The 19,361-nt window shown below is 60.9% G+C and carries 2 protein-coding genes; both read right to left on the minus strand.

From position 1 onward, the window contains the following. Window positions 1–13 precede the first annotated feature (13 nt). On the minus strand, window positions 14–13,834 hold the full coding sequence (locus QM609_RS28430) for a non-ribosomal peptide synthetase (protein ID WP_050656946.1): 13,821 nt from the start codon (window positions 13,832–13,834) through the stop codon (window positions 14–16). A gap of 93 nt (window positions 13,835–13,927) precedes the next feature. Then, window positions 13,928–19,361, minus strand: a 5,434-nt coding sequence (locus tag QM609_RS28435; RefSeq protein WP_502942727.1) for an amino acid adenylation domain-containing protein, incomplete at its 5' end; no start/stop codon positions are given.

Here is a 19,361-nt window from a genome sequence, read left to right on the forward strand (position 1 = left end):
AATGGGTTCGCGCTCAGTTCAAGGACCATTTTCCCGGGCTGCACGTCAGCTTCAGGTCCGGAAGAGCTTCTGCGTCGACTTCCGCGGCAAGCTCCGGCGGAGCGATGACATGGGTAATCCAGTCCTCCTCCAAGACGCCATGCAGATTCGGCACCCGGACCTCTTCACTGGTCATGACAACTGCCGCCCCAACTGACCCCGCAAGCAATATCGTCCGAATAGAGGTTTCGTCATCGTCAGGACCTATGTACATCAGTCTTGCGTCGTAGTCGACGTCATGCTCGTTCGCCATCGCACGCAGGCTGTCAGCGAACTCTCCATGATTCACGTCACTCCGACTCGTGTCATCTACAACGAGTGCGGGTGATTCGGGTGTCAAGAGACGAACTCGATCCGAGTACCCAACGGGTCGCGCCGACTGCGAGGCAACTTCCGCGGCTACCTCTGTGTTTCGCAGGTCGACTGGGTTGTCATCCCTTGCTCCCGTCGCGACTCCAGCACCCGATTTGAATACAGCCCATACCGCCACGACCAGATCCAAACCCGTGAGCCCGCTGATGCTGACCTGGTCACCAGGTCCAAGCCCACAATTGATCAAATGGCGAGCCAGACGGGACGAGCGGGCATCGACGTCTTGATACGTGAAGTCCACTCCGTCGACCACAACGGCGACGGCCTCCGGATCGTCCTCGACTGCAGCTGCCAGACGCTGTGGGACCAATTGATTCGATCCGCGCAATGCCGTGGAATCAGATGCACTGACCGAGACCAGTAGCTCGGCACGCTCAGCGTCACTGAGCAGTTCAACGTCGCCGATAGGGCGCGACGGATCTGCGACCACCTGCTCGATGGCGCGTACAAAGCGCTGGGCATACCCGTCGACCGTGTGCTGATCGAACAAATCCGCAGCGTAGACCAAGTGCCCGACCATCCCCTGTGTTTGAGGATCCGTTGTGAGTGTCAGTTGCAGGTCGAATTTCGCTGTTGCTTCGACACCCTCGACGGCAGTGATCGTCAACCCGCCCAGGCTGAATTCGGCTCCGGCCATCGGTTCGACCGACAGTGCAATCTGGAACAGGTCGTTCGCTGAAACACCCAGCGCACCAGTCACCTCCTCGAACGGCACGTCTCCGTTCGCGAACGCTTCGAGATCAGTGTCGCGCACCAACGAAACAAGCTCACCGAAGCCTGCATCGAGATCGGGCGCGGTTCGAAGAGTCAGAGTGTTGACGAACATGCCGACGACGTCGTCGAGATGCTTTTCGCCCCGACCTGCCACAACGGTGCCGATCGCAAAATCTCGACTGCCACCCATCCTCGTGATCAGGACACCGAGGGCTGCGTGCGCCACCATGAACAGCGTCGCGTTGTGTTCGCGAGCGATCTCGTTGAGACGGGCCGAAGTCGCAGCATCGACGGTGAACTCCGCAACGCCCGCCTTGGTCGACATGTGCTCCGGGCGCTGTCTGTCAGCCCGTAATCCGCCGATCGCGGTGAGTCCACTCAAGTTTCGGCGCCAGAACTCGAGTTGCTTCGCGGCCGGAGAGCCAACCTGGTCGGTCGAACCGACCACCTCACGCTGCCACAGAGCGAAGTCCGCGTACTGCACAGGCAAGGCGGCCCACGTCGGAGCGGCACCTCGTGAACGCGACTCGTACGCCACCATCATGTCTCTCGCGAGCGGTGCCATGGATTCGCCGTCTGCAGCGATGTGATGCGCGACGAGCACGAAGACGAAATCACCGGGCGCGAGCTGCAGCAACTCAGCTCGCACTGGGATCTCCCGAGCTACGTCGAAACCGCGCGACACGAACTGCGCCACTCGTTCATACGCTGCTCCGCCATCTTCGAGCTGGACGACTTCGAAAGCCGGCGCGATGTCGTCGACAGTGACGATCACCTGTGTCGGACCATCGACATCGCTCGGGTACTTGGTGCGAAGAGATTCGTGCCGCACCAGAACATCTCGAAGCGACGCCCGGAGCGCCTCCACATCCAACTCACCACTCAATCGCAGCGCCAACGGGATGTTGTACGCCGGCGATGCCGAATCCATCTGGTTGACCAACCACATACGCTGTTGAGCCAGCGACAGCGGGATGCGCTCCGGACGGTCGCGGGCCTCCAACACCTTCCGCGCTCCGGATCCGGCCAGCGCCGAAACCGATCGCGCCAGACTCGCGACAGTCGAGTTCTCGAACAAGATCCGCACGGCCACCTGCGTATTCAGCGCTTGCCCCAACCTGGCAGCCAATCTGGTGGCTACCAGCGAATTGCCCCCGAGGGCAAAGAAATCGTCATCGAGGCCGACTCGTTCCACACCTAGCACATCCGCGAACACTGCCGCTACGACAGTTTCGACTGGGGTAGCCGGCGCCCGGAACTCACGCAATTGAACGATCGGATCAGGCAGCGCCTTTCGGTCCAGCTTCCCGTTCACGGTCAATGGAAGTTCGTCGAGCACAACCAGCGAATCCGGAACCATGTATCCGGTCAGGAACTGCGACACGGAAGCCAGAACATCGGACACCTCGAGCTCCGAGCCGGCCGCGGGCACAACGTATCCCACCAACCGCTCACCGAGCGCATCGTCCGCACGGACCATCGCCACGGCGTGGGCAACACCTTCTACACGAAGAAGGGCCGCCTCGATCTCACCGATCTCGATACGGAAACCACGCAGTTGGACCTGTGAGTCGCTGCGTCCGGCATATTCGAGCATTCCGTCCACGTTCCAACGCGCGACATCTCCAGTCCGGTACATAAGCCCACCAGAACCGTTACGGGCAAAAGGATTGGCCACGAAACGTCCTGCCGTCAATCCGGGCTGCCCCACGTAACCACGTGAGAGTTGCGCCCCGGCAACGTACATCTCACCGCGCACTCCGACAGGGACAGGGCGCAATCTGTCGTCGAGCACGAACACCGAGAACCCACCCAACCCACGGCCGATCACGGAGGCCGACGCTCCACGGACCATCTCCGCATCCAAGCCCAGGAAGGAGACGTGAACCGTCGTCTCGGTGATGCCGTACATGTTCACCAACCGGGGCGACGAATCGCCGTGCCGGTCGTACCAGCGCGTCAGTTGAGACAGATCCAGCGCTTCGCCACCGAAAATCACATGCTTCAAGGACAGTGAGCCCGCAGAATCACCGACGGCACGATCAGCTTCGGCAAATTGATAGAACGCAGACGGAGTCTGGTTGAGCACGGTTACCTTCTCGCGAACAACCAACTCGCGGAACTGCTCCGGAGATCGCGAGGTCAAATAGTCGACGACCACAACGGTACCGCCGTACAACAACGGGCCCCACAACTCCCACACAGAGAAGTCGAATGCGTAGCTGTGGAACAGCGTCCACACATCTGACGAGTCGAATTCGAAATTCGGTTGAGAGTTCGCGAACAACTCCACGACATTTCGGTGGGTAACCGCGACGCCCTTCGGACGACCGGTCGAACCGGATGTGTAAATCACGTATGCAACGTCATCGGCGCGCAGTCGTCCGCAACGGTCTGCGTCGGTGAGAGCGGCCGCGTCGTAGCTGGACAGATCTTCGCTGGTGACGTCCAAAACCGGCACCTCGATATCGATCGCGACATCTGCCGATCCGAGCACAACCAAAGGCCGCGCATCAGCGAGCGTGTACGCAATACGCTCCGCCGGATACGACGGATCCACCGGTAGGTATCCGCCTCCAGCTTTGACCACTGCCAGGAGTGCAACCACCAACTCGACCGAACGCGGCAACAAGACGGCCACCAGCGATTCCGGACCAACGCCAAACTCAACGAGCTTGCGCGCCAGCCGGTTCGCCAAGGAATCCAGCTCACTGTATGTGAGGCGCCGACCCTCGAAAACCACGGCAATCGCATCTGGCGTATCGCGAACCTGCGATTCGAACATCGCCGCGAGAGTCGCATCCGCGTTCACGTTGACACCTGGAACGGCCCACTCGCCCAACACATCCGCACGCTCGGAGGGCGCCAGCAATTCGATGTCGCCAACCACAACACCCGAATTGTCAGCCACGGCCTCGAGCACTCGAACGAGGCGCGATGCCATAGACGCCACGGTCGATTCGTCGAAAAGATCTGTCGCATAAGTGAACTTCGCTGCCAATCCAGCAGCGGCTCCGGATTCGTCGAACTGCTCAGCCAACGTCAACTGCAAGTCGAACTTCGCGAACTCCGTGTCCGGGTCCACGCCCGAAACTGACAGCCCAGGCAACTCGAAGACCCTCGGGGCCATGTTCTGGAACGTCAGAACAACCTGCACAAGTGGATGTCGCGCCTGCGAACGCTCCGGGTCGAGTACGTCTACCAGCTGCTCGAACGGTATGTCACTGTGCGCAAATGCGCCCAGATCTGCCGTGCGGACTCGATCCAGTAGCGCTTCAAACGAGTCGTCCGAAGGAACATCTGCGCGAAGCACCAGGGTATTGACGAACATTCCGATCATGTCGTCAAGTGCTCGATCACCACGCCCCGCAACGGGTGTACCAATCGCAATGTCCGATGTCCCCGATAGTCTCGCGCAGAGAACTGCCAGTGCCGCGTGCGCCACCATGAACAACGACGCCCGATGTTCCCGGGCAATCACATTCATGGCTTCGTTGATCCGTCGGTCGATCCGGAATGCGAAGTCGGCTCCCCGATTCGATGCAACCTTCGGCCGAACTCGGTCTGCAGGCAGATCGAGAACATCAGGAGCGCCGGCCAACGTCTGCGTCCAGTAGTGCAACTGCCGTGACAGGACGCTGGAGGGGTCGTCCGCTGCACCCAATACCTGTCGCTGCCACAGAGAGTAGTCGGCATACTGCACTGCCAAGGGTTCCCAATTCGGGGCGTCGTCCGACAGCCTCGCTGCGTACGCGGCCATCACGTCGCGCGACAGCGGCCCGAAGGAGAATCCGTCGCCCGCAATATGATGAATCACGAAAACAAGTACGTGCTCGTGATCATCTACGCGAAACAGTCGTGCGCGGACGGGCACCTCACTGGTGACATCGAAACCCACCGATACGAACTCGGTCACAACCTTCACGACGTCGTCCGTGGCGATTTCAACTGGAACCGCAAGCGACACAGACTCGGTTGCAGAAAGAACTTGCTGGTATCCCTCGCCATCGAATTCCGGATACACGGTCCGCAGAATTTCGTGCCGTGCAACAAGATCAGCGACAGCAACTTGCAGGGCAGCAACATTCAAGCTGCCCGTCAATCGAATGGCCAGGGGGAGGTTGTTCACTGCAGATCCAGGTTCGAAACGGTTCAGGAACCACATTCGCTGTTGCGCCAACGACAACGGAACTCGCTCCGGCCGGACCTGAGCAACCAAAGCCACCCGGTCACCTGAGCCGACTTCTGACTCCACCCGCGCTGCCAACGACTCGACCGACGACGCCTCGAACAACAGCCGAACCGCCACCCTCGAATCCAGAGCCTCACCCAACCGCGCCGCTACCTGCGTGGCGATCAGAGAATTCCCACCCAGGGCAAAGAAATCATCATCGAGGCCCACCCTCGGAACACCTAAGACCTCGCCGAACACCGACGCCACGATCTCCTGCACAGGGGTCGCCGGAGCTCGGAACACCGCGACCTCGAACTTCGGCTCAGGCAACAACTTCCGGTCGAGCTTTCCCGAAGAGTTGAGCGGCAATTCTTCCAGCACAACGATTGCCGTCGGAATCATGTACGCCGGCAGAACTTTCGGAAGCGATGCCCGCAAAACGGCCACGTCGATGACCGAACTCGGTGATGCGACGACGTACGCAGCGAGCTGGTCGCCGGTGTCCGTGTGCACCACTGCGACCACGCACTGAGCCACCATAGGGTGTGCCAACAGAGCTGACTCGATCTCACCGAGTTCGATCCTCTGACCACGGAATTTGACCTGAAAATCGGTACGCCCGACATACTCGAGTTCGCCTGCGGTGTTCCACCACACAAGGTCCCCGGTGCGATACATCCGACTGCCACCGGGATTGATTTCACCGTTCGTGTCGCTCACCTTCGCAAATGGATTCGCGATAAAACGATCACTGGTGAGATCGGGTCGCGCGACGTAACCGCGCGCCAGTTGATCACCGGCCAGATACAGCTCACCCGCAACGCCTACCGGCACCGGCTGCAACCGACTGTCCAACACGTAGACCTGCGAGTTCCACTCGGGCACCCCGATCGGAATCCCTGTTGATTCCGATCCATCGACCTCGTAGTAGGTGATCGAGACCGCAGCCTCGGTTGGGCCGTACACATTGTGCAGGCCTGCAGACGACACCTGAGCGAATGCACGCACCGTCTCGACCGGCAATGCCTCACCGATCACGAATACGTCCCTCAGTGACACCAATGCGTGTTCCGGAACCGAAGTCGCGAAGACGGTCAACATCGATGGAACGAAGTCCGTCAGCGTCACCCGATGATCTTCGATCAGACGAGCCAGATACGCGGGATCTCGATGGCCGTCGTGAGATGCCAGCACCACTCTCGTACCGGACAAAAGCGCAGTGAAGTATCCCCACAACGAGACGTCGAATGTCGTAGCAGTCTTCTGCAAATAGACGTCTTCTGGGCCGATGGCGTACTGATCCTGCATCCACAGGACCTGGTTCACGATGGCGTGATGCGACACCGCAACGCCTTTGGGCTTGCCCGTGGAACCCGAGGTGAAGATCACGTAGGCGGCATTCACATCATGCAGACGACCGCGACGATCAGCATCGGAAATGACTGAAGCCGAGTAGCTCGAAAGATCGACATTGTCGATCAACAGCACGTCGGCGCCGTTCGGCGCTACGAAAGCGTCCCTCGTCGTCGACAGCACACAGACTGGATCGGCCGTCGTGAGGATGTGCCCGATTCGCTCGGCGGGGTGATCGGGATCCAAGGGCACGTAGGCTCCGCCCGCGGCGATCACCGCGTACATACCTACTACCAGATCGAGCGATCGACGCATCGCCAAGGCCACCAACGATTCGGGCCCGACACCATCTTCGATCAGCTTGCGTGCCAATTTGTTCACACGTTCCGACAACTCGCCATAGGTCAGCGACTGGCCGTCGAACACCACGGCAACAGCATCGGGTGCCAACGCAACGCGAGTGTCGAACAGCGAAGCCAATGTCTCACTGTTCCCGACGTCATGTGCGGTGGAGTTGCGCGCAGTCAACAGCGACTCGCGCTCGGCCTCGTCCAACAGCTCGATGTCACCCACGGTGATCGACGGATCCACGACCACCTGTTCGAGGATCCTGGTGAACCGATCGGCGAATCCACGAATCGTCGACTCGTCGAACAGATCTGTGGCGTATGCGAACTCGGCGAACATGCCGTCTTCGAGCGCATCTTCGACGCGGGGAGCGAGAGTAAGTTGAAGATCGAATTTCGCGATACCGGCATCGAACTCGACGCCTGAGACCTCCAATCCCGAAAGCTCCAAAGCATCCTGCGACATGTTCTGGAAGAACAACGCGACCTGGAACAGCGGGTGATGTGCCTGCGATCGGGTGGGATCGAGCACCTCGACCAGCCGCTCGAACGGAACATCGCCGTTGCCGAGCGCCTGAAGGTCTGTCCTCCGCGTTGCCGAGACGAGCGCACTGAACGAACTGGCGAGGTCAACAGGAGTCCGCAGGACCAGTGTATTCACGAACATACCGATCACATCGTCGAGCGCCTTTTCGCCTCGCCCTGCAACCGGAGTACCGATCACGATGTCACTGGTACCGGACAACCTTGCGAGAAGCACGGCGAGGGCCGAATGCACCACCATGAACAGCGATGCGTTCCGCTCGCGTGCGAGTGAGTCCAAGCTCGACCGAATCTCTTCGCTGACGGAGAAGCGATACGTAGCGCCACGATTCGAGGCGACGACCGGGCGGGATCGGTCAGCCGGTAACGCAAGCACTTCCGGAGAATCACGGAGGACGGAGCGCCAGTGGTCCAGCTGAGCCGAGATCAACGAATCCGGGTCGTCCTCGTCGCCGAGGACCTCCCGCTGCCAGAGTGCATAATCGGCGTACTGCACCTCGAGCGGAGTCCAATTCGGAACGCCGTTCGAAACCCGAGCGGTGTAGGCAACCATGACATCCCGAGTCAACGGGCGCATCGAGAAGCCGTCCGCTGCGATGTGGTGCACAACGAAGGCCAGAACGTACGAATCCTCTGCAAGTTCGAACAACCCGACTCGAACCGGAACGGTTGACGTCACGTCGAAACCCTGGAGCGCGAAACTCAGAAGTTCGTTGTGAATATGCGAGGCGTCGATGACCTTCGGTGTCAGTTCAACCGGCACCTCGGACGACGGGAGGACTACCTGGTGTCCTTGTCCACCTTGCTCCGGATAGACGGTCCGGAGCGACTCGTGGCGTTCGATTACATCAGAAATCGCATGCCTCAGCGCCGAAACATTCAGGACGCCTTTGATATTCAATGCGATTGGAATGTTGTTGACGGCAGAATCAGGATCGAAGCGGCTGAGGAACCACATTCGCTGCTGAGCTAGTGAGAGTGGGATCAACGCCGGCCGTGGGCGGGCCACGAGCGCGGTCCTCCCTCCTGCCCCTGCGATCAACTCAACCTGCGCTGCCAAACCTTCGACAGTCGAAGCATCGAACAACACCCTCACCGGAACCTGAGTGTCGAGCGCTTGACCTACGCGAGCCACCAACTGCGTTGCGACCAAAGAGTTTCCGCCGAGCTCGAAGAAGTCGTCATCCAGACCGACCTGTTCCAACCGGAGAACATCTCCGAAGACGCCGGCCACAGCGATTTCGGCGACACTCGACGGTGCCCGAAACTCGCGCGCCACGAACACCGGATCCGGAAGAAGCTTCCGATCCAACTTCCCCGACACACCCAACGGCAACTCTTCCAGCACCATCACCACCGCCGGCACCATGTAACCCGGCAGACGACCCGCAACAACTCTCTTCAACTCGTCAACGTCCACCACACCACCAGCGGCCGTAACGTACGCAACCAACACATCCTCACGCACAACCACAACTACCGACGACACCGACTCGTGCTCACGAATCACCGACTCGATCTCACCGAGCTCGATCCGCAAACCGTGCAACTTCACCTGAAAGTCACTACGCCCGATGTACTCCAACTCGCCCGACGCAGTCCACCGCACCACATCACCGGAGCGATACATCCGCCCACCATCACCCGAGAACGGATTCGCCACAAATCGATCCGACGACAAATCCGGCCGACCCACATACCCACGAGCCAGTTGAACACCCGCCAGATACAGCTCACCCGCAACACCTACCGGCACCGGACTCAATCGAGAGTCCAGAACAAACACCTGCGTATTCCATACCGGAGCACCGATCGGCACCCCCAGAACATCCGCCGGCACCACCTCGTGGAACGTCACATCCACCGCCGCCTCGGTCGGACCATACAAATTGTGCACCCCGACACCCGGCAACACAGCCCACACATCGGCAACAACACTCGCCGGCAACGCCTCACCTGACGCGAACACCCGAGTCAGCGAAACACACGCAGCCACAGACGAATCCGTCACGAAAACCTCGAGCATCGACGGCACGAAATGCACCGTCGTCACACCCTCCCCCACAATGACCGACGTCAAATACCGCGGGTCACGATGCCCATCCGGCACAGCCACCACCAACCGAGCACCAACCTGCAACGGCCAGAAAAGCTCCCACACCGACACATCGAACGTGAACGGCGTCTTCTGCAACACCACATCCGACGAATCCAACCCGTACTCGTCCTGCATCCACGCCAACCGATTCACAATCGCCGCATGCGAAACCGACACACCCTTCGGACGCCCCGTCGACCCCGACGTGAAAATCACATACGCCGCATTGCCCGACCGCAAAGGCGAGACCCGATCGATATCCGAAACAGAGTTATCCGAAAAACCAGACACATCAACAACATCAACCTCGACCACCGGTACCACACCGGCATCGAATCCAACGTCAGAGGTACTGATCACGCATACCGGCGACGCCGACTCCAACACGTACGCATTGCGCTCCGCAGGCTGATCCGGATCCACCGGAACATACCCACCGCCAGCCTTGAGCACGCCGTAAACCGCAACCAACAAATCAACCGACCGACGTACCGCCACACCCACCAACGACTCCGGTCCCACACCCACCGAAACCAGGTACCGGGCAAGACGATTCACCCGCGAATCGAACTCCGCATATGACAGCGAAACACCCTCGAACGACACAGCTACCGAATCCGGCGACGCCGCAACCTGAGCATCGAACACGTCCACCAACGACACATCCGCAACCTCATGCGCAGTGCCGTTCCACGACTCGAGCACCAAAGATCGCTCACCCGAATCGAACATATCCACATCACCAACCCGAACCGAGGGATCGGCAACCACTGCTTCGAGAACTGAAATCAACCGCTTTCCGATTGATTTGGCAGACGACTCGTCGAACAGGTCGGTCGCATAGACCAGTGCGACGGTCAAACCACCGACCTTGTCCGCGGTATCAGATTCCCACACAGTGAATTGGAGGTCGAACTTCGCGGCCGACGACTCTACGTCCAGTCCGGAAATGCGCAGTCCCGGAACCTCCAGACTTTGCTGCATGCTCTGTCCCAAGTTCTGCAGCGAGAGCATCACCTGGAACAACGGGTTCCGTGCCTGAGACCGGGCGGGGTTGAGTACCTCCACCAGTCGTTCGAATGGCACATCGGCGTGCCCGAAGCCGCTGAGGTCGGATTCGCGCGCCCGCGAAATCATGTCCCGTGCCGAAGCTTCGAGATCAACCTCCGTGCGGAGGACGAGTGTGTTGACGAACATTCCGATCAGGTCGTCGAGAGCTTGATCGCCTCGACCGGCGACCGGAGTGCCGATCACGATGTCCGAAGTCCCCGACAACCGCGCCAGCAGAATCGCCACGGCACTGTGCAACACCATGAACAGAGATGCGTTGTTGTCGAGCGCAATTCGATTGAGAGCCTGGTGGAGATCCGGCTCGATCGTGAATGTGTGCCCGGCTCCCCGGTTCGACGCGACGCGCGGGCGCGGGCGGTCCGACGGAAGATCGAGCTGATCGGGGATACCGGCCAACGCGTGGCGCCAGTAGTCGACCTGGCGAGTGATCAGAGAATCCGGGTCGTCTTCACTGCCGAGAACCTCGCGCTGCCACAGTGCAAAGTCGGCGAACTGTACGGGCAGCGGAGCAAGATCGTGCGAAATTCCCTGTGTCCGAGACACATAAGACGAAACGATGTCCTTGGTCAACGGTCCCATGGAGAACCCGTCACCGCTGATGTGATGGACGACGAACACGAGGACGAATTCGTCGGCGGCGAATTGGAAGAGTGCCGCCCGAATCGGAACCTCGGTGGTCACGTCGAATCCCGGAGTCACGAAGTCGGTCACGCGCTCGACGATCGCCGACTCGTCCACCCGTATGGGAGTCAGGTTCGGTACCACGGCTGCAATGTCGACCAGGCGCTGATATCCGACGCCGTCGACCTCCGGGTACACAGTCCGAAGGATCTCGTGCCGCTCGATCAAATCCTCGAGTGCGCCTTGCAACGCATCGACATCGAGCGCTCCGCTGAGCCGCAGCGCGACCGGAATATGGTCGACTGCCGATTCTGGTTCGAATCGATTGAGGAACCACATGCGCTGCTGTGCCAAAGACAGCGGAACCAACTCGGGGCGCTCGCGAGGGATCAGGGGAACGTGAGCCTTGCGGTCTTCTGAGATTTTCGCTTCGTCGATGAAGACGGCAAGTTCTGCGGCGGTGGGTGCGTCGAAGAAGTTGCGCATGTCGATGGCGATGCCGTGTTCGGCATTGATCCGCGCAACCACGCGAGTGGCGAGCAATGAGTTGCCGCCCAGTTCGAAGAAGCCGTCATCTGCCCCTACCCGATCCTGCCCGAGTAGATCGGCAAAGATCGCGACCACACCGGCTTCGGTGGGTGTCGCGGGCTCGCGGTACTCAACCGTCTTCGACGCGAATTCGGGTGTGGGCAAAGCCTTTCGATCCAGTTTGCCGCTGGCGTTGAGCGGAAACTCGTCCAGTTCGACGAACATGGCAGGGATCATGTAGTCGGGTAGCCGTTCGCCAAGCGACGACGTCAGATTCTCAGAATCGATACCCTCGGCGACGATGTAGGCCACCAAGTTGTCACCGATCGTTTCGTCCGAATGGACGATCACCACGGCTTGGGAAACACCTTCGCAATCGAGCAGTGCCGCCTCGATCTCACCGAGCTCGATGCGCAGACCGCGGAGCTTGACCTGAAAGTCGGTGCGACCGATGTATTCGAGCTGACGGTTCGCTCCGGCACCGCGCCAGCGCACCAGGTCTCCGGTTCGGTACATCCGGGATCCGTCAGTAGCGCCGGGCCGCGCCACGAAGCGGTCTGCCGTGAGATCGGGACGCGACACGTATCCCCTGGCCAGCTGAATCCCGGCAAGATAGAGCTCTCCTGCTACACCCGACGGCGAGGGCCGCAGCGCATCGTCGAGCACCAGGAGCTCGGTGTCCGCAACTGCTGCACCGATCGGCACCGACACCTGATCCTGCTCGCCGGTTTCGTAATAAGTCACGTCGACGGCGGCTTCGGTCGGGCCGTACAGGTTGTGGAGTCCAGCGCTGCTGACCTCGCGCAGACGTGCCGCCGTTCGAGCCGGCAACGCCTCACCGGAAGCGAACACGTAGCGAAGGGTTTTGACCTGCGCAACAAGGGGTTCGGCGACGAACACGGCGAGCATCGACGGCACGAAGTGCACCGCCGTCACTCCGCGCTCGATCATCGTGCGAGCCACGTACACCGGATCACGATGTCCGTCGGGTTCCGCGATCACCAGCGATGCACCGACCTGCAGCGGCCAGAAGAACTCCCACACGGACACATCGAAAGTGAAGGGTGTCTTCTGCAAGATCACGTCGTCGGCAGTGAATCCGTACTCGGTCTGACGCCATTGCAGGTTCGCGACGATGGCACGGTGAGAGACTGCAACGCCTTTGGGGCGTCCGGTCGATCCGGACGTGAAGATGACATACGCAGTGTTGTCCGCGCGCAGCGGCGCCAACCGGTCGGCGTCGGTGACAGTTGTCTCGGCACGACCCGACAAGTCGAGGGTGTCGACGTCGAGCGTGGGCGTACCGTGCGGCAGCACCACGGCATCGGACGTTCGTGTGAGCACAGCCGTGGGCTTCGCGATCTCGAGTACGTAAGCGAGACGGTCGGCAGGATGATCCGGGTCGAGTGGAACGTACGCGCCGCCGGCCTTGACGATCGCGTACATCGAGACGAGGAGATCGATCGATCGACGCATCGCGAGACCGACGAGGCTGTCCGGTCCGACACCTGCCGCGACGAGTTCACGGGCCAGACGGTTCGCCCGCGCGTCGAACTGCGCGTAAGTGAGCTGCGTTCCGGCGTAATCCAGCGCGAGCGCATCCGGCGTCCGCTCGACCTGCTCGTCGAAGAGTCCTGCGAGGGTCACGTGTGCATCGGACTCCGACGCGACCTCCACGATCGAAGTGCCGTCGGTGATGAGACGGTCGACCACCGCGCCGAGACCGTCGGCCTCGCTGCCGATCAGCTCTGGCAGCACCGTGGAAACGACAACAGGAACCAGGGCATCCGCCCCCAATGCCCCACCCATCGCGGTGTCGAGAGTGACCAACTCGTCATTGAGTCGTCCGTAGCTGATTTCGGTTCCACCGTGGCTCAGAGCCACACGATCAGGATCTACCGCCGCAACTGCAGCCACCAACTTCGGCAGATCTTCGATCGTCAGCGACTGCGGTCCCGGAATACCGACGGACATCTACACTTCCTCCAACTGACTTTCGTGAAGTGCGCCCCGGTCGAGCACAGCGTTCTGCTCGGCCGGAGGCGTTCACTGGGCAAATACTGAATGTTACCCGGCCGTACCCCCACGGCCCGCTGACACCGACTGTGCGTCAGCTATCACCGAGCTCACAAGTGTGGCGAGACCGTCGACGCCAAGTGCCGGCAGGATGCCCGGAACAAGTCCGGCGAGCGACACAGAAACCAGAGCATCGGGGGCGAGAGCAGCCCCCATGGCGGTACGCATGGCAACGAGCTTGGTCGACAACTCACCGAAGGTGACAGCCTGATCACCGTGGGTGAACGCAATTGCCTCAGGATCGGCGGCCGCCGCTGCGGCTGCCAGTTCGGGTAGGTCCGCCGCGGACTTCGGCTCGGCAGCGCTCGCTTCCTCGCGTTCCTGCTCGGTCACGATGTCGATCGTGCGAATCACGACCCCGGGATCGGTCACCAGTTCTTCGAGCACCCGCCCGAATCGCGCCGCAAAAAGCGCGATGGTCGATTCGTCGAACAGGTCGGTCGCATAGGTGAAACGCATCCTCAGCCCGGACAGCACCCCGGCATCGTCGAATTGCTCGATACCGGTGAGCTGCAGATCGAACATCGCCTGGTCGAAACCGTTGTCGACCGCAGAGAGCTCGAGGCCCGGGAGCTGGAACGTACCGAGAGCCATGTTCTGGAAGGTGAGCATGACCTGGAAGAGCGGCGAGTATGCGTGAGAGCGCTCTCGCCCCAGTTCGTCGACCAACCGCTCGAACGGTACGTCGGCATTGGCGAATGCCGACAAGTCCTTGTCCTTCACGTGTGCCAGAACGTCGACGAACGTCGAAGCAGGCGCGATCTCCGTTCGCAAGACCAACGTGTTGACGAACATCCCGACAAGATCGTCGAGCGCCCGCTCACCTCGACCCGCGATCGGCGTACCGATTGCGATGTCGTTCGATCCACTCATCTTCGCCAACAGCACGACCAGGGCAGTGTGAACCACCATGAAGACTGTCGAGTTCTGCTCCCGTGCGATCGTCGCGAGCCGGTCCGTGGTCTCGGAATCGACGGCAAACTCGAATTCCGCACCGCGCATGCTGGCCCGCGCCGGCCGCGGCCGGTCGGTCGGCAGTTCCAGAAGCTCCGGAGTGCCCTTGAGCTCGTTCACCCAGTACGCGAGTTGACGGCCCAGCTGACTGTCCGCGTCCTCCGGCGATCCGAGGACATCACGCTGCCACAGCGTGTAGTCGGCGTACTGCACCTCGAGCGGAGCCCACTCCGGCGTCTCCCCGCCGGTACGTGCGGTGTACGCAACCATGGTGTCTCTGATCAACGGAGCCATCGAGAAGCCGTCACCGCTGATGTGGTGAATGACAACGACGAGGACCCGCTCGGATTCGTCGACCTCGAAGAGACGGATTCGCAACGGAACGGCTGTCGTGACATCGAAGCCCTCGCGAACTGTGTCAGCCACCTGCTCGGCGACCGACGCTTCGTCGGTTGCGATCACTTCCAGTCCCACCGCCGCTGCGGAGCGAGGCAGGATCATCTGAACCGGTCCGTTGCCCCGGTCCGGGTATACCGTCCGGAGCACTTCGTGACGCTCGATCAGATCCGACACCGCCGAGTGAAGTGCGTCGACATCGAGTGCGCCGGACAGCCGGATTGCGACGGGGATGTTGTACGCACCCGAGGTCTTGTCGAACTGATTGAGCACCCACATACGTTGCTGCGCCAACGACAGCGGAATCTCGTGCGGACGCACCTGAGCCACCAACGGTGGGCGGCCACCAGATCCCGCGTGTTCGAGAACCCTCGACGCCAATGCCCCGACAGTCGACGCCTCGAAGATCACGCGGACCGGAATCTGCGCGTCCAACGCCTCACCCAGCCTCGACACGACCTGCGTCGCGACGAGAGAGTTTCCGCCGAGCTCGAAGAAGTCGTCGTCGAGTCCGACCCTCGCCACACCGAGTACGTCAGCGAACACACCCGCCACGATCTCTTCGACGGGGTTGGTCGGCGCACGGAATTCGGTCGCCTCGAATTCGGGGTCGGGCAGGGCTTTGCGATCGACCTTGCCGTTGATGTTGAGCGGTAGTTCGTCCAAGACCATCAATGCCGCCGGCACCATGTAACTCGGCAACTCAGCCACAAGAGTCCGCTTCAAGGTTTCGACATCGATGCTTTCCCCGCTTTGAGGAACGACGTAGCCGACAAGTCGATCACCGATACGCGCATCCGACTTGGCCACCACCACAGCGGAGTCCACGCTGGCCTGCTTGCGAAGAAGCGCTTCGATCTCACCGAGTTCGATGCGGTAGCCACGGATCTTGACCTGGAAGTCGGCGCGCTCCACGTAGTCGAGTTCGCCGTTCTCCGTCCACCGGACGAGGTCGCCCGTGCGGTACAACCGCGAACCCGCGTCACCGAAGACGTTGGCCACAAATCGTTCCGACGTCAGATCCGCGCGACCGTGATAGCCGCGAGCAAGCTGGGCACCGGCGAGGTAAAGCTCCCCGGTGACTCCGACGGGGACCGGATGCAAACGCGTGTCGAGCACGAACACCTGCGTGTTCCATTCGGGGGCACCGATCGGCACCGAGGTCGTATCGTCCGAACCGACGACGTGCGCTGTCACCGAGACGGCGGCCTCGGTCGGACCGTACAGATTCACCAACTGCGCGTCGCTGAGTTCTGCGAACTCGGTCGCGGTCGCGGCCGGCAACGCTTCACCGATCGCAAGCACCTGACGAAGTGATTCCGGAAGGCCATTTTCCGATGCCGACTGCAACATCGCGAGCATCGACGGCACCACGTGGAGCGTCGTGATCTTCTCCCGGGTCATCAGGTCGAGCAGGTAGCTCGGGTCCTTGTGACCTTCGGGTTCGGCAATCACCAGTCGTGCACCGGAAGTCAGTGCCGACCAGAACTCCCAGACCGAGAGGTCGAACGTTGCCGCGGTCTTGAGCACCATCGCATCGGATCGGTCCAGGCTGTACTGATCGCGCTTCCAGAGAATCTGGTTGACCACCGCCTGATGCGAGATCGCGACGCCCTTCGGTCGCCCCGTCGATCCCGACGTGAAGATCACGTAGGCGGTGTTGCCCACTCGCAGTGGAGCAATACGATCCGCATCGGTAACCGTCGCTCCCGGGTAGGACGCGAGATCGATCGTGTCCACCTCGATCACGGAATCACCGAACGCCGGATTCTTCGCAGTGGTCGAGGCAGTGAGGACGCAGACCGGATCTGCCATGGTCAACACGTACTCGATGCGGTCCGCCGGGTGGTTCGGATCGATCGGTACGTATCCACCACCTGCCTTCACCACCGCGTACATGGCGACCAGCAGTTCGACCGATCGCTCGATTGCCAACGCGACCAACGACTCCGGACCGACACCGGTTGCAATCAGATGGCGTGCGAGACGGTTGACACGTGCATCGAACTCGGCGTAGGTCAGCGACGTGTTCCCGGCGATCACTGCCACCGCACCCGGGTTCGAACCGACCTGCTCGTCGAACAGTTCGACCAGAGTGACTCCCGGGACGGAGTGATCGGTCTCGTTCCAGCGGTTCAGGATCCGGTCGCTCTCGGACGAATCCAGCAGCGCGAAGTCGCCGACGGTCAACGACGGATCGGACGCGATCTCCGCGAGCAATCGCACGAATCGATCGGCGAAGTCCTGCACGGTCGACTCGTCGAACAGATCATGCGCGTAGCTGAACATCGACGTGATGCCGGCTGCAGATCCGTTCGCGTCGTACCGATCACTGACGATCAACTGAAGATCGAACTGCGCGACCCCGTTGTCGATATCGACGCCCTTGACGATGAGCCCCGGAAGCTCGAGCCCTCCGGTTTCCATGTTCTGGAAGAGGAAGCCGACCTGATAGAGCGGATGACGAGCGGTCGAACGCGGTGGGTTGAGCACCTCCACGAGTCGCTCGAAAGGAACGTCCGAATGTGCAAATGCTTGAAGGTCGGTCTCCCTGACACGTCCGAGCAGGTCGAGGAACGGCGCGCCGCTGTCGATCTGCGTACGGAACACCAAGGTGTTCACGAACATGCCGATGAGATCGTCGAGTGCCCGCTCACCACGTCCTGCAATGGGTGTACCCACCGCGATGTCCTCGGTTCCGGACAGTCGAGCCAACAACATCGCGAACGCAGTGTGCGTGAGCATGAACAGCGTCGAATTATTTGCCCTGGCAAGACCGCTCAACCGAGCATGCAACTCTGCATCGATATCGAAGTGCAGGTAACCGCCGCGGAAGGACTGCGTCGCGGGGCGCGGCCGGTCGGCGGGAAGTGCAAGCTGATCAGGCAGCCCGGCAAGAGCATTGCTCCAGTACGCAATCTGCTGCGAAGCAATAGATCCCGCGTCTTCCTCACTGCCCAGCACCTCTCGCTGCCACAGGCTGTAGTCGGCGTACTGAACGTCGAGAGGAGCCCAGGACGGTGTGTACCCGGCAACCCGCGAGGCGTATGCGGTCACGACATCCCGAGCGAACGGTGCCATCGAGGAACCGTCGGCGGAAATATGATGAATCGCGACACCGAGTACGTATTCGTCGGAAGCCAACTGGAACAACCGGATACGAATCGGAATCTCGCGTGTGACGTCGAAGCGCGTCGACGCCAGCGCGACCAACTCACCTTCGAGTTCGTCCACGCCAGTCGGTTCTGCGACGATTTCGTCCGACCAACTCGACACGGGCTTGACGACCTGCACCGGACCGTCTCCGATTTCCGGGTAGACGGTTCGAAGTGATTCGTGCCGCCCGATCACATCAGAAATCGCCGCGCTCAGCGCCGAGACGTCAAGATCGCCCTGAAGGCGCAGCGCCATCGGGATGTTGTATGCCGCTGCACTCCCGTCGAATCGGTTGAGGAACCACATACGCTGCTGCGCCAACGAAAGCGGAATCCGCTCTGGCCGCTCGACCGCGGTCAGCGCGACTCGCCCACCCGACCCGGTCCGGCTTTCGGCGTGCGCTGCGAGATCCTGCACCGTGGATGCTTCGAACAGAACTCGAACCGAAAGTTCGGTGTCGAGAGCGTCGGCGATTCGTTTGATCGTGCGAGTGGCGTTGAGAGAGTTGCCGCCGAGCTCGAAGAAATCGTCATCGAGACCCACACGATCAACACCCAACACCTCGGCAAACACCGACGCAACGATCTCCTCCACCGCTGTCACCGGAGCCCGGAACACCGCAACCTCGAACACCGGCTCCGGCAACAACTTCCGATCCAACTTCCCCGAAGCATTCAACGGCAACGCATCCAACACCACAAACTGCGACGGCACCATATACGACGCCAACCGCTCCCCCACACCCACCTTCACCACATCAACATCAACCGAAGACCCCACCGCAGCAGTGACATACGCAACCAACTGATCACGCCACACCACCACCACCACAGAACCCACACCCACCTGATCCCGAACCGCAGACTCGATCTCCCCCAACTCGATCCGCTGACCACGCAACTTCACCTGAAAATCACTA

It is taken from the genome of Rhodococcus sp. IEGM 1302 (assembly GCF_030056935.1).
GTDB lineage: Bacteria > Actinomycetota > Actinomycetes > Mycobacteriales > Mycobacteriaceae > Rhodococcus_F > Rhodococcus_F qingshengii.

Bases quoted from the DNA above. Each gene is read 5' to 3' on its own strand.
- QM609_RS28430 (WP_050656946.1), bottom strand. From the start codon at position 13,834: ATGTCCGTCGGTATTCCGGGACCGCAGTCGCTGACGATCGAAGATCTG.